Origin of the sequence: Singulisphaera acidiphila DSM 18658, assembly GCF_000242455.2 — a bacterium.
GTDB classification, from domain to species: Bacteria; Planctomycetota; Planctomycetia; order Isosphaerales; family Isosphaeraceae; genus Singulisphaera; species Singulisphaera acidiphila.
Window position 1 is genome coordinate 2744431 of the sequence record NC_019892.1, and the last position, 14118, is coordinate 2758548.

Sequence of the window (14118 nt, forward strand, 5' to 3'; positions counted from 1 at the left end):
CGACCGAAATTGGCCCCAATACCTGATGGACGTTTGCGTGATTCGACCGAGTTGCCGACGCAAGAAGTGGTTGGATCCGTATTGACGGGCCCTCAAAGTGTCGGGACTCTAACCCATCTTGCCAATTCGTCCAACCGCAGTTTTCTCCGGGTCACTCTGCAGGTCGCGATGCAGGCCGGCGCGGGCCACCTCGACACAGTCGAGGATACGTGCCCGGATCAACTTGGTGACAGCCTCCGTGTCCAGTCCCTCGAGTTCTTCGGGAAGGATCGGTGGACCGTAGTGGATCCGGACGGGGTGGGGGAGCGGGAAAGCCCGCGACCGCGGCCAGGCCTCGAATGTGCCGGCGATCCCAGCCGGAACAACCGCCACACGAGCCCGGGACGCCAACACCGAGATGCCCGACTTCAATTCACCGAGTTCACCGTCACGACTTCGGGTCCCTTCAGGGAAGAGAACGACGATGCCCCCTTTCTTGATCCGCCGTAGGGTCTCTTTGAGACCTTGGGCCCCCATGCCTTCTCGTTGAATCGGAAAACCGCCAACCGAGCGGATGAATGTCCCGAGGAGGGGCAGGAACAGGGTCGATCGCGCTACATAGTTGAGTGGACGGTGTAAGGGAATGCCGAGGATGAAGACGTCGAGGTGGCTGACATGGTTCGAGACCAGCAGCGCCCCCCCCTGAGGGGGGAGGTTGTTCCGCCCACTCACCCGAATCCCACTGACCGAAGAAAGGAGGGTCGCGACCGTGACTTGCACCAAGCGATACCAGCCCATCGCCAGCCGCGATCGGTCGAGGGGAGGGCGCGGTTGCAGGGTCGTCTCCGTCTCGTTACTCATCGCGCGGTCTCCTCTCCCACGAGAGGTTTCGGCTTGAGGCGGGAACGAATGTCCTGCTCAATCTGATCGATCACATGGTCCAGGCGCATCCCGGTGGTGTCGATCACACAGGCATCGACGGCCGGTTTCATCGGGGCGATGGCTCGAGCGGCATCGCGAGCGTCGCGTTCCTCAAGGTCACGTGTGACCGAATCCAACGCGATCTCAGACCCTTTGGCCTCGAATTCGGCATGGCGGCGGCGGGCCCGTTCCTCGAGACTGGCCGTGAGGAAGTACTTACGAAAGGCGTTGGGAAAGACGACCGTCCCCTGGTCGCGACCTTCGGCAACGACATTGTTCTCGGCGGCGAACTCGCGCTGCCAGGCGACGAGCTGGCGGCGAACGCTCGGGCTATCGGCCAGGAAGCGTGAGGCGCGGGTGACTTCAACGCTCCGGACCAGCGCACTGACGTCTTCGCCGTCGAGGAGGACCGATCCGGGTGGGAGCCGAATGGATAGGCTCGCCGCGAGCGTTCCCAGGGCCTGATCGTCTTCCAAAAGGGTTCCTGCCCGCAGCGCAGCGAGGGTCGCCGCGCGATACATGGCGCCCGTATCGAGCAATCGCCATTCCAACCGCTCGGCGAGCTGGCGCGCGACCGTACTTTTGCCTGCCCCCGCGGGCCCGTCGATCGTGATCACCCGCCGCATCGTGGAACGCACCTCACCCGCCAAGGAAGTTGAACAAGAACCGGTTGTCACCGGACGTCACTTGGCAGTCTATCCGCTGGAGAGGATCGGGTCCAACGGAACACGATCGTTGTCGGCGCGTAGAGAAGCCCAGTCCCGCGTCAGCAAGTGTCGCGAGGCTGGGCCGTGAAGGAACTTTCCAACGCGTCGATCGCGGCGCGATCCTGAATCAATGCGGCCGTTTGCCCGCTCCCGAGCCAGAGCCGGCAAGCGAGGCCAGCGTCTTTCGGCCAGCCACACCGGCGTTGAGTTCGTGCCAATGGAGGACTTCCGGTTCTCCAAGCCGCCAGCAAAGGAAGACCTCACGGCCGTCCATGATGCTATAGAAGTCGCAGAGTCCGTCCAGCCCTTTCAACTCAACGCCCAGCTTAGTGAGCTCGTCGATGTAGGAGGCCAACCTCTCTTCCTCGGTCTCCATTTCCGCCTGGCTTTGCGCCAATTCCTCGGAATAGGGGTCGCTCGACAGGCGTTTCCGTTCGGTTTTGACAGCCGACAACCGTTGTTTCAAGTCGTTGACGGCGTGCCATTGCCGAACGATGTCGGTGACGATCGCTCTGACGAGAGGAAGGGTCTTGTTCGCCTCTTCAACGCTGAAATAGCGGCGTTTCGTCTCTGCTGGCTTGGGAGGGGCCATGACGAGATCCTAATGAATAAGACGGCGATGAGATTCAGAGACGCCAATCAGAAATCAGCCACGGCAAGGCGAACGGTTCGTTCGCCATCCGGCCCAAGGTGAGTCAGAACTCGGTCGGAGCACAGGAAAAGACCCGGTCGCCTGGCGGACGGCCTGAGCCGTCACAACTCAAAACTCGAATCGCTCCCACCCGAATCCTTCATCCTTCAAAATTATAGGACAGGTCAGACCCCCCGCAAGGGTCCCAAGGTGGCAGTCGTCGTGATTCTCGATCAATGGCGAGCCTTGCGACGCCGCTCCAGGGCCTCGGCGACTTTGGCCAACGGCGCCGAATTGAACAGGTCGGCCACTCCCAGCCCCGCGCGGCGCGCAACGCCCACGCCGTAATCGAGGTCGGCCAGGCCACCCGTGGAGTGGGCGTCGGGGTTCACCACGATCGTCACGCCTTGCGCTTTGGCCCGTCGGCAGTGAATGTCGTCGAGGTCGAGTCGGTGCGGGCTGGCGTTGATCTCGATCATCGTTCCTGCCTTGGCGGCGGCTTCGATGACCGCATCGACATCGACGGCATACGCGTCGCGTGCCAGCAGCAAGCGGCCGGTCGGATGCCCGAGCATCGTCACCCTCGGGTTTGCGGCGGCGCGGACGATCCGGGCAGTCATCTCGTCGCGAGGCATGCCGAACGAAGAGTGAACACTCGCCACGACGTAGTCGAAACCATCGAGGATTTCGTCGGGATAGTCGAGCGATCCATCGCCGAGGATGTCGCACTCGGTCCCCTTGAAGATCCGGAACTTACCACCGAAGGTCTCATTCAAGGCGTCGATCGCTGCCCACTGCTGACGGACCCGTTCAATGCTCAGCCCCCCCGCGTAGCCCGCCGATCGAGAGTGGTCGGCAATTCCGAGGTAGGTCAGTCCGAGCGATTGGGCCGCCTGGGCCATCTCCTCAAGGGTTGCTTGCCCGTCGCTCCAGTCCGTATGGCAGTGGAAGGTCCCGGTCAGGTCGCTCAACTCGACGAGCGGCGGGAGGGGGCCTTTCTCGGCGGCCTCGATCTCGCCGACGTCTTCACGTAACTCCGGAGGGATGTAAGCGAGGCCAAGAGCGGCGAAGAGATCGGCCTCGGTTTTGCAGGCGACCGACCCTTTTTCACCGCTCAAACTGTATTCGTTCAACGAGTAGCCATGAGCCAGGGCCCGGCGCCTGATCGCGATGTTGTGCGCCTTGGAACCCGTGAAGTAATGCAGCGCGAAGGGGAACTGGCTATCCTCCACGCCTCGGAGATCACACTGGACCCCGTCGGCGATGCGGACGCTTGCCTTGGTCGGCCCGTGGGCGAGGACGGTGGCCACTTCGGGCAGCTTGACGAAGTGGTCGAGTACCGGCACTGGATTCTCGGCGCTGAAGAGAATGTCGAGGTCGCCGATCGTCTCGGCGCGGCGTCGGAGGCTGCCGCATACCTCTGCTCTGAGAACCAAGGGGTGCTGGCGGATCGCCTCGAGGATGGGCGCGACCAGCCGCCGTGCCTTGCTCTGGAGGATCCGATCGCCGACCGATTCGACGAACGAGATCCCGTCGAGGATTTTTTGCTCGGTCTTGGCGCCAAAGCCTTTGAGCGGGGCGATCATCTTCGCCTCGCCGGCCACACGGAGATCGGCCAAGCTCTCGATCTTGAGCTCGTCGTGGAGCACCTTGATCTTCTTGGGGCCGAGGCCGGGGACTCGGAGCAAGGCCACGAGGCCAGGGGGGGTGGCTCGTCGCAGGTCATCGTAGGCGGGAAGATGTCCCGTCGTGGCGAGCTGGACGATCTTCGAGAACATGGTCGTGCCAATGCCGGGCGTTTCGGCCAGGCGGCCGTCGGCGATCATCTCCGACAGGTCGGACGGAAGCCCTTTGAGGGTTTGCGCGGCGTTGTGATACGCCCGGCAACGGAACGGGTTCTCGCCACGGACCTCGAGGAGAGTTCCCATCTCGCTCAAGATTTGAGCAATTCGTGCGGTTTCCATAAATCAGTAACCTTGAGTATGTCAGGCCGAGGCGTGGCGATCCCGCGTTTCGAGGGCGAAGTTTTTCGAGAGGAACTCCCCGATGTGCCGGCGCACGTCTTCCGCATGACGATCCACGTCCACCGATTTCGCGGTCACCTCCCGAAGCATCGCTCCGGGGATCTGGGCAGCCAGAGTCTCAGCGAAATCCCAGGGATGGATCGGGTCCTGATGGTTCGCCAGGACCAGGGTCGGCACGCTCAGGGTCTTCCACTCGCTGCGATCGTGCGACGGAGCGTCGTGGGGGATTCGTTCGAGCCGGACGACGCACTCCTCGGCTCGCGGGAATTCGAAGTGGTTTACAACGACCTGGGCGCAGTCGGGTGATTCTCGGGCCAAACGTTCGTACTCAGGCGTCCGGCGGAATTCCTCGAGTCCCTTTGCGGAACCATACTTGAGAATGTATTGAGAAATGTGTGTAAAGATTCGAAGATTCTCAGGGTGAGGGCGGTCAAGCCAGGCCGGCCGCGAGAAGATGAGGCCAAGCAAACGCTCGGGATATCGGAGGGCGAAATTGAGCGCGATCGCCGCGCCCATGGAGATGCCTCCGATCACCGCGCGATCGATTTTGCGGTCGTCGAGGAAGTCGCGAAGATCGTCCGCGGATGCGGCAATCCCGATCTTTTTCGGGTCTCCGAGCGGGCGGGTCCGGCCGTGCGCGCGGGCATCAAAGCCGACGAATTGAAATCCTGAAAGCTCTTGCTCAAGTCCTGGTTCCAAAAGTGCGAACGTTTGATCGACGTCGCTGCCGAGGCCGTGCTGCCAGACGACGGGAATCCCTTGGCCTTCAGAGCGAAAATGGAACTCTAAACCGTCGTGAGCGAAATAAGGCATCAGTTCCGACCTTTTATCTGTGCTTCCAGATGGAGGTGATTGTCAGTCCCGCGCTGGACGTGGGGCCGTGGCGCATTCGACTCGTTTTGGTTGATGTCAAAGGTTGAACTGGGAGCGGTTTCGCCGAATCCGATCAACTCTTTCGAGGGTCGATGCTGATGTGATTAGGATAATCGCCCGCGCGCCGATTTGCATCAGGTCCTCACGAGGAAGCCCGTTGTGAGCCGCCGGTTCATCGGCCCATGGAGACGATCGACGTGTTGGGATCAATGGCCCTGACATCACGCTCCGCCTTCACAATTGGGGAAGGTCAGCCTGTGTCCTATTGCCAAGGGATTGACCGAGTCGCACTGTCGGCGGGAATGGGGCGGAAAATCAGGGGTAGCGGATTGACAGGGCTCGGAAGACTGAGGTAGTTTGAGCTTGCTCCGAACCGATCCCTCAAGGTTGATAGGATCGGCAAAACCAGTGTTAGTGGCTCTTTCCGGAACAAGAGCCGAGACCGTTGCCAAAAGGAGTTGGGTTCGACATCGGAAGGATTCCGAACGGCACCGCGCCTCTCGCCGTGGCCCTCCCTCCCTTCGACTCGCTCCTTTGCGCACAAGCCCGGCTCTTGAGGTTGGTTGCTCCAGCCGTTTGTGAATCGTGCGCCCTTCTTTTTGAATAAGAAGGGGCCGTCTCCGAATCACGATTTGGTCGTGGATTGGGACATGCACACACGGCGACTGTCAGTGAGGGAGGTCCCATGCAACGGATGCGCAGCCTCTTTGCCAGGGCCGGCCTGCCCCTCGTCCTCGTGGTCGGCTTGTGTGCCGAAGTCTCCGCCGAGTTGATTCAATCGCCCGGGGGCCGAGCCTACCCCGACCTCGCCGGCGCGATTACAGGCACGCAGCAATATACCTATCACCCCTCGACTCAGACCGGGACGCTGCAAGTCACCAACACACCGTTTCTGCTGACGACGGGCCCTTCGGCAGCGAACGAGGTGGTGGTCCAGCCGAATTCGGACGGGATGAGAAGCCAGGTGATCAACCTGAAGCTCGATCCCAATGGGCGATTGGTCAGCGACCCCGGTAATTCCTATTCGCTCTACGGAACCGTGGTGGTCGATGGCAAGACGTTTCAGGGACTCTTGCTCCAAGCCACTCCTACCGCCTTCGGTGCCAAGACAGGGGCGCCCGCCTCCTTCAACCTCGATCTCAAAGTGACGGGGGGCGAACTCGCTCGGACCTTTGGCCCCTCGGTCTACATGGAGTTCCATTCCGGGGGGGAGGGCACGTTCGACGGCAGCTTCGCTCGGAGCTTCACCACGAAGATTGATTCCAGCAATACACTGGGCTATCAGTCACCAGTACCCACCACCGTACCCGAACCTACCACGTTCGTCGTGCTTCTGGCCGGTGGCTTCTGGCTGATCGTCTATCGCCACCGACGTCGACACCGATTCTCCTCGGTCATCCATGACCACCATCCCGCGGCGGACGAATTGTCGGTGCTTTGATCAAACGATCCGCCGCGGTCAGTCGCTCAGTCGGCCGCGAAAGTTGCTGAGAGTTTGCCGAGTGCCTCGTTCTCAATCTGCCGGACCCGTTCTCGGGTCAAACCAAGTGACTCGCCGATCTCCTTCAAGGTCTTGGGCGGGGCGTCGTTCAGCCCAAAACGCATCCGGAGGACGGTGGCCTCGCGCTTGTCCATCTCTCCGAGCCGATGCATGACGAGCCGGAGATTATCGGCTTCGACCATCTCCACGTCAGGGGCCCGAGTGCGCTCGTCCATGAGCATCTCGCCCAGGCTCCAGCCGTTCTCGGGCTGATCGGTCTGGGGCACCAGGTTATAGACCTTGATCGCCTTCTTAACGATCGCCAATTTCTTCTTGGGCAGGTCGAGTGCCTTGGCGATTTCCTCAACCGTGGGCGCTCGCTTGAGCGAGTCCTGCAGGTCGGCCGCCATCCGCCGCCATTTGAATAGCAACTCCACCATGTAGGCGGGGATCCGGATCGGCTTGGCCGTGTTGACCAGGGCGCGCTTGATCGATTGTTTAATCCAGTAACTCGCGTAGGTGCTGAATCGCGTGCCCACGCCCGGATCGAAACCCTCGACGGCGCGGAGAAGGCCGATGTTGCCTTCCTCGATCAGATCCTGAAGCGCGAGTCCTTTGCCCACATAGCCCCGGGCGATATTCACGACCAGCCGTAAATTGGCACGGACCATTCGGTCTCTGGCGCTATTGTCGCCCTCTGCGATCCGATGCGCGAGCATCTTCTCTTCGTCTGCGTTCAAGAGCGCCATTTCGTTGATTTCCCGGAGATACGTCTCCAGGGGGCTCTGAACCGTGTCGCGGCGGAGACGGCGAATACGGGCCATGAAGATCCTCGTTGGGTCGGTCGTGACTGGGTCCGCAGTTGGTCGGGGAGAACGGTCCGAGATCCGAACCGAGGAATTCACGGCATCACGAAACTGCGCTGGCGTCTTCGCCGGCACCGCAACGCTGACTTCCTCGGACCGCACACCAAAACGGGTCCAGGCGTCCACCGAACAGGCCACCGGCCTCCCGCCGAACCTTAACGGCCGCCTTACCCTTCGCTTGCCCATGAGCGCTTTAGACGGCAACGGATAGCCCAGATTCACCGAATTAGCCAAACTCGGCAATCCCCCTTGCGCTCCATTCCCGCCCTGTCTCACGGTCTTACTGAGGTTATCGGAACGAACTTCGGAGAACTTGATAGGTTTTGGAAGTTTAGGGCATTTTGGGGAAATGCGTATCGTGAGCGTTCTGGCGAATGGCGAGAAGAATCGGCTTGGGTAAAAAGTGAGCGCACAGGGGCGAGTGAGGTAGGCGTTGGCCAAACCTCAAAACCGAAAGAGGGGATCTGAGGGCAGGGGGCTGTGAGCGGGTGGGAGGATTGTCTGAATGCTTTGGGTGAATCAGGAATGGCGGGATCGGGAGGGGGCTGGCGGGCTGCTCACTTTTCGAGAGGATGATTCTCAAAAAAATAAAAAGAGCCCGCGCCCGTCGACTTCCATCGAGGGGCGCGGGTCTTGGAAATTAGGCGGACTGCTCGTCTTCGCTCGGTTGCTTCTCGTCGGTCGAAGCCTCTCCCTGGGGAGTCGAGGCTCCTTCCGGAGCGGTCGAAGCGGCTTCTGCGCCAGTCGCGGCTTCACCCTCTTCGGTTACGGCTCCCCCCATGGAGAAGAGCGGGCCACCGCCACCAAGGCCCCCCTTGAGCTCTTTCTGGTCCTTCGACTCGGGCTTGGCGGCTCCGCCCGTTGCGGCTTCTGCCGCTTCGGCCTCCTCGCCCTCCTCGTCTCCCTTGGTCCAATGCGCCTTCTTCCGCGACAGGCCGATCTTCCGTTCGCCGCGATCGACGCGGAGGATCTTGACCTCGATGTCGTCGCCCACCTTGACGACTTCTTCGGGGCTGTCGACCTTGTGGTCAGCCAACTCGGAGATGTGCAAGAGACCTTCGAGGCCGGGCTCGAGCTCGACGAACACGCCGAAGTTGGTGAGCTTCGTAACCTTGCCCTTCACGACGTCGTTGGGCTCGTAGCGATTGGGGATGTCGGTCTCCCAAGGGTCTTCGCGAAGCTGCTTGAGGCCGAGAGCGATCCGCTTCCGCTCCTGGTCGACGTTGAGGACCTGGCAGGAGAGCCGCTGACCTTTCTCGAGCAGTTCGTTGGGGTGACCGATCTTGCGGGTCCAGCTCATGTCGGAGATGTGCAGAAGGCCGTCGATGCCTTCCTCGATCTCGATGAACGCCCCGTAGTTGGTCAGGTTGCGGACGGTCCCTTCGATCATCGTGCCGGGCGGGTACTTGCCGGCCACCTGATCCCAGGGGTTAGTCTGCGTCTGCTTCATCCCCAAGGAGATTTCCTGCTTCTCCTTGTTGATGCCCAGGACAACGACCTCGATCTTGTCGCTGATCTGGACAAGCTCGCTCGGGTGGTTGATCCGCTTGGTCCAGCTCATCTCCGAGATGTGCACCAGGCCTTCGATGCCCTCTTCGAGCTTCACGAATGCGCCGTAGCTCATCACGTTGACGACTTCGCCCATGACGCGGGTGCCGACCGGGTACTTGTCGGCGACGTTCTCCCACGGGCTGGCCGACTTCTGCTTCAATCCGAGTGCGATCTTCTCGCGATCCTTGTCGACGTGAAGAACCATCACCTCGATCTGATCGTCGATCTTGACCATGTCGCTGGGATGGTTGATGCGGCCCCAGCTCATGTCGGTGATGTGGAGTAGGCCGTCGATTCCGCCGAGGTCGACGAACGCGCCGAAGTCGGCGATGTTCTTGACCGTTCCCATGCGAACCTGCCCCGGCTCGATCTCCGCCAGGAGTTGCTTCTTCTGCTGCTCCCGGGTGATCTCGATGAGCTTGCGGCGGCTGACGACGATGTTGCGCCGACCCTCATCGATCTTGAGGATCATGCACTCGATCTCGGAATCGATGTAATCCGCAATGTCGGACGGTCGGCGAATGTCAACCTGGCTGGCCGGCAGGAAGACGTTGACGCCGATATCGACCAGCAGACCGCCCTTGATCTTGCGCGTCACCTTGCCTTTGACCACGTCGCCTTCGTGGTACTTGGAGATGACCATCTCCCAGGCACGCATCCGGTGCGCTTTCTTGCGGGAGAGGACGATCTCGCCGGTTTCGTCCTCCATCCCTTCGAGCAAGACTTCAACGCTCTCGCCCGGCTGGGGCGGCGGCTCATCTTCCCACTCGTTCAGCGGAACAAGGCCTTCCGACTTGTAACCGACGTCGACCACGACCTGGTCGCCGACGATCTCGATCACCTTGCCCGAAACGATTCCACCGACCTCGAAGCTCTGCCCATTGCTGAGGAATTGGTCGAGATCGACTGTGCCATCGCCGCCAGCCACAATGGCGGCGAGTTCATCATCGCTGACTTCGAATTCGCGGAGCAGGTTGCGATCTACCATGTTCGTTCGTTTCGATCCCATCCCCTTTTGCAGGACGCAAGGGGGGTTGAAACAAGCCTTCGGGCTGAAAACGACCCTGTCGATGTCGGCTGACCTCGACCGACCTGGATCGTTTGACGATCAAGCCGATGGCCTGTCCCGGTGTTAGGTGTGGAGGTAACACAAAAAATGACCCACCCCTCAACACAAGGAGTGGGGTGACGCAAAGAGTCATTATAGTAGGAGTCCCGGCAAAAACAACGGTGCACGCACCATTTACGATCGGCCGGAATGGAGTGCTCACGGCTCGTCAAAAACGAACCCCTTCCCCCTCGGAAACCGAGGGGAAAGGGGCATAAAAATTCCACCAGATGGCCGCGAATGGGCTCAGGCTTTCTTGGCGATGTTCAAGTAGGCATGAACGTGAGGTGCGCCTCGGAAGTGGCAGACAACCGTGGGGCTCTCGATCCGCCAGATGTCCCAAACCTGATCGTCCCCCAGATCCTCCGCCTGATAGAAGGCCATGTGGAGAGCGTCGAGTCCGCCCCCTTCTTTCTGGAGCGTGAGCGCCTCTTCAACATCCTCTTCGCGGTAAGGGGCCAGGATCACCTTGAGGACCGACTCAACGAGGGCTTTCTGGTCACTCGAGAGGTCGCCGACCGAGAGTCCGGGGAATGCCCCTGCGCTCCCTTGCACGAGCACATCGGTCTCTTTGGGAGCCTCGGTCAAAAGCGCTGCTTTTCGCTGCTTACCGTCGAGGGCGTTAAAGACCTCGTTGGCCTTCAACGTCTGATAGTAGAAGACGTTACCCGGCAGCCCTTTTTTGCCGTCGCCCGCACCGTGGCCATAGACGATCGGCCCACCGAAGGCGGCGTTGGCGACGCTATCTCCATCAGCTCGAATCGTGAGGTGGCGTCCGGTCATCTCCCACTCGAACTGACCGGAGCCAGGAGTGCCGAAGACAGCGACGTGGTACTCGGAGAAGCCGCCCGAGTCGTCGTCCATCTGCTTTTGGAACCGGTCGTAGCCATCGGGGCTGGTGACGCTCCGGAAGATCTCGTCGAGGATGACCTGCTGGTCCTTCGAGTAGTCATCGATCTTGGCCTTGGTGATCGGCCAGTTGGCACTGATGTTGTGACGGAGTTTGTGATCGAAGGGGAAGCAGATTTCCTTGCGCTGGGTGTCGGACAGCGAGTCGTAGAACCGTTTGACCGCGGTCTCGGCGGTGCTCTTGGGCGTGGGCGCAGCGAGGGCCCGTCGGCTCCCAGCGGCGAGCGGGACCAGGCTCCCCGCCACGGCGAGCCCTGTCATCTTCCGGACGAAGTCGCGGCGAGAGACGCCGTCCTCGCAGTCGGGACAATCCAGCTTGGGTTGCTCGGACATGGAGAGGCCCCTTCTAAAAGAAAAAAGGTGTCGCTCGGTGATCACGCCCACCGGGACCGTCCGGGGAGCAACTTGCTCGCGCCACGAAGCGACGGTTGGGTTGGCCTGATCCTAACCCGCTCGCTCAGAGGTTGGCAACTCTCTGCTCTGGGGGTTGTTAAATATTCTTTGGCGTCGAGGTCGGCAAAACCGGCTCGAGAAAAAGAGGCTGTCACTGCGCAGGCGATCTCGAACGCGTCGAGCCGGCTCAGGTGCGAATCGAGCCCCAGCGAGCCACCGCGATGCTCCCGAACCCGATCAAGGGGGCCCAGGCGGCAAGCTCTGGATTCACGACCGAGTGGTCACCGAGATATGTGGAGACGAAGCAGACGCCGTAGAACAAGGCCGACGTCCCCAGCGAAAGCCCAAGGTTGATGAACATGTTGCGGCCGAATCCACCGAGCACGAGCGGCAGGCTGAGCATCATCAGATTGAGACTCTGGAGCGGCCGAAGCAGACGGGAGTGGAGAAAGACTTCGATCGTGACCTTCTCGGCCTTATCGTTCGACTGGTCGGAAAGGCTCTGGATCAGCTCGGGAGTAGTCGCATAATGATACCAGTCTCGACTGCGTGCAGCGGAGTCAAAGTCGAGTGTGCTCCGGAGAAAGAACGAATCACCCGGCAAGGAAGTCTTATCGCCATAGAGGGGCGGGAACCCTTTGGGGTCGTCGACCTTGACCAGGATCGCCTCTTTGTCCGCGAAGATCTTCTCATCGACGGGAGTAATCAGCCGCGACCCGCGAAGTAACCAGCCGCCGGTGAACGGAGCCGAGGGATGATCCGGGGGGATGTAGTGTGCTTGCTTGGCCTCGATCTCCAGCATCACACCAAGGATGGCCCCCGGAACGGTGACATTGCACGGCAGCAAGGTCTTGGACTCTCGATCGGCCTCACGGCCGTGGATTACCACTTTGTTGGAGTCGTAATGACTACGGACCATCACCTTGAGCGTACCGTCGTCGTCATGCGACCGCTGAAGTTCAGCGGCATACTTAGGCATAATGACTTCTTGATTGAAGACGGCGATCAGGCTCACCGCAATCGTCGAGATCCAGACGGGACGAATCACACGCTGAGTGCTAATGCCGGCGGCGAGCATCGCGAGCAATTCGTTATTCTTCTGCATCCAGGTGACCGTGAAAATTGCCGCCATCATGCCGATGACGCCGCAGAGCCGGTCGTAGTATTGACTCATATGAATAAGGTAGTACACGCTCATTACCTTGAAGAGCTCGGACACGCCATCGGCGCGTTTACCGAACTCGTCGAGGTTGGAGAAGGCATCGATGACGACGTACAGGCCGACCAGCGCGACGAAGCAGATAATGTAGGCTTTGAGAAAAGCCCAGTAACGCTCGCGATCGAGGATCCGCATCGTCGGTTTTCCTTCAAGGCCAAGTCCAGCCGCTCAGTTCCAACGTCTTGTCAATGTTTCATGACCGAAGGCAGCACCAGACCGGACAAGACGCCCAGCACCGTGTTACCGAGCCAGAGGGCGACGACCGGGGGCAGAATCTCATCCTTGCCCATGTTGCCGCCGAGGATGATCAAGGGGTAATACAGGATGATGATCGGTACAAAACAGGTGATAAACGCGCTCAAAAAGTCGCGCCTTGCGAAGATGATTCCCACCGGCGCACCCAGGAGGACGAAAAAGAAAGTTCCGCACGACATCGCAATCCGTTGGTGCTTCTCCGTCTCCAGCGCATTCCACTGCATCTTCCATGTTCCATAATCGCTAAAAGATATTTGCACTTTCTCCCATTGGACCCGGTCGAGCATGCCCATACCGATGCCAAGCGAGGCCGACATGGCCCACCGCTTCCGTTCTTTCGCCATCTTCACCAGGTAATCCGCCTGCTCTTCGATCATTTCCGGCGTCGTCTGTTCCTGAATGCGTTTCAGTTTCAAGGCCCGGCGCTCGGGTGGAATGTCAAAAGGAAGGATCGTGTTGTTGATCAGCGAAACGTCTTTGCTCGGGTTACTCACCTCGGCATCGTCGAGATAGACACGCGCCTGTAATTTGGTCATGTCGAAATGAACTCGAGCCTTCTTCGCCTGTACGATGGTGTCAAAACTCCTGGGCGTTCCGCGGCCTCCGCTGCTCGTGCGATGCTTGAACGTCGCGTCGAGCATGGTTCTCCCCTCGACGTCGCGCACCATGATCAGGAATGGCCAGTCGGGGCGGTCGAGTTGGCGGTCCTTCTTGAGGACCTTGTAAAACGTATCCTCCATGTCGGCGAGGACAATCATCTTGGCCTTATGATTGGCGATGGGGATCGGGCTGTAGGACAGGTAGAGCAGGATGATGCTCAGGATCGTGCCCAGAATAATCGCGGGGCGAAGCACGAACATGGTGCTGAGACCGGCCGTCTTGACCGCGACGATTTCGTTGTCGGAGGCAAGCCTGCCGTACACGACGGTCACCGCAAAGAGGAGCGAAACCGGAATCGTGTAGAGGAGGCTCCCCGGGACCATGTAGGGGAGGAGGTGAACGATCTCGCTGGGAGAGAGGCCCATGTTGGAGGCCTCGATCATCACCATGAACAGGACGATGATCGAGGTGACGGTAAGCAAAGCCAGAGCGAAGGCGCGGAGCACCTCACCCATCACGTAGCGCTGTAGGATTCCAAACACGGCGTTCCCCCAGCATCCTTGCCGCAGTCGAACCCCACTGATCGCCTCGCGACCGAATCG

The 14118-nt window shown here is 60.3% G+C and carries 11 protein-coding genes; 1 reads left to right on the top strand and 10 read right to left on the bottom strand.

The genetic code is table 11. The annotated features are described in order from the left end of the window. Positions 1-108: 108 nt before the first annotated feature. From SINAC_RS10975 to SINAC_RS10995, 5 genes are all read right to left on the bottom strand, one after another. On the bottom strand, positions 109-840 hold the full coding sequence (locus SINAC_RS10975; RefSeq protein ID WP_015245705.1) for a lysophospholipid acyltransferase family protein: 732 nt from the start codon (positions 838-840) through the stop codon (positions 109-111). Beyond that, positions 837-1526: a (d)CMP kinase gene (gene cmk / locus SINAC_RS10980; RefSeq protein WP_015245706.1), complete on the bottom strand. Its 690-nt coding sequence runs from the start codon at positions 1524-1526 to the stop codon at positions 837-839. The genes SINAC_RS10975 and cmk overlap by 4 nt, the downstream gene beginning before the upstream one ends. A 208-nt stretch (positions 1527-1734) precedes the next feature. Continuing rightward, positions 1735-2199 carry a DUF2203 domain-containing protein gene (locus SINAC_RS10985; protein WP_015245707.1) on the bottom strand — a complete coding sequence of 155 codons (465 nt, stop codon included), beginning with the start codon at positions 2197-2199 and terminating at the stop codon, positions 1735-1737. Between the two features lie 272 nt (positions 2200-2471). After that, positions 2472-4202 (bottom strand): DNA polymerase/3'-5' exonuclease PolX, encoded by a 1731-nt coding sequence (polX, locus tag SINAC_RS10990; protein WP_015245708.1) that lies wholly within the window; start codon positions 4200-4202, stop codon positions 2472-2474. Positions 4203-4223: 21 nt separating this feature from the next. After that, positions 4224-5075: an alpha/beta fold hydrolase gene (locus SINAC_RS10995; RefSeq protein ID WP_015245709.1), complete on the bottom strand. Its 852-nt coding sequence runs from the start codon at positions 5073-5075 to the stop codon at positions 4224-4226. Between the two features lie 745 nt (positions 5076-5820). On the opposite strand from SINAC_RS10995, the gene SINAC_RS11000 reads away from it, so the two are divergent. After that, complete coding sequence (locus SINAC_RS11000; RefSeq protein ID WP_015245710.1) at positions 5821-6576, top strand: PEP-CTERM sorting domain-containing protein; 756 nt, start codon at positions 5821-5823, stop codon at positions 6574-6576. A gap of 26 nt (positions 6577-6602) precedes the next feature. Here the strand turns inward: SINAC_RS11000 and SINAC_RS11005 are convergent, their stop codons facing one another. The 5 genes from SINAC_RS11005 to SINAC_RS11030 form a co-directional block, all read right to left on the bottom strand. After that, positions 6603-7439: a sigma-70 family RNA polymerase sigma factor gene (locus SINAC_RS11005; RefSeq protein WP_015245711.1), complete on the bottom strand. Its 837-nt coding sequence runs from the start codon at positions 7437-7439 to the stop codon at positions 6603-6605. A 682-nt stretch (positions 7440-8121) separates the two neighbouring features. Then, positions 8122-10020: a 30S ribosomal protein S1 gene (locus SINAC_RS11015; protein WP_015245712.1), complete on the bottom strand. Its 1899-nt coding sequence runs from the start codon at positions 10018-10020 to the stop codon at positions 8122-8124. A gap of 366 nt (positions 10021-10386) precedes the next feature. Next, positions 10387-11382, bottom strand: coding sequence for a DUF3500 domain-containing protein (locus SINAC_RS11020; protein WP_015245713.1), 996 nt, complete (start codon positions 11380-11382; stop codon positions 10387-10389). A 247-nt stretch (positions 11383-11629) separates the two neighbouring features. Then, complete coding sequence (locus SINAC_RS11025; RefSeq protein WP_015245714.1) at positions 11630-12796, bottom strand: LptF/LptG family permease; 1167 nt, start codon at positions 12794-12796, stop codon at positions 11630-11632. Positions 12797-12846: 50 nt separating this feature from the next. Then, complete coding sequence (locus SINAC_RS11030; RefSeq protein ID WP_015245715.1) at positions 12847-14058, bottom strand: LptF/LptG family permease; 1212 nt, start codon at positions 14056-14058, stop codon at positions 12847-12849. Between the last annotated feature and the right edge of the window lie 60 nt (positions 14059-14118).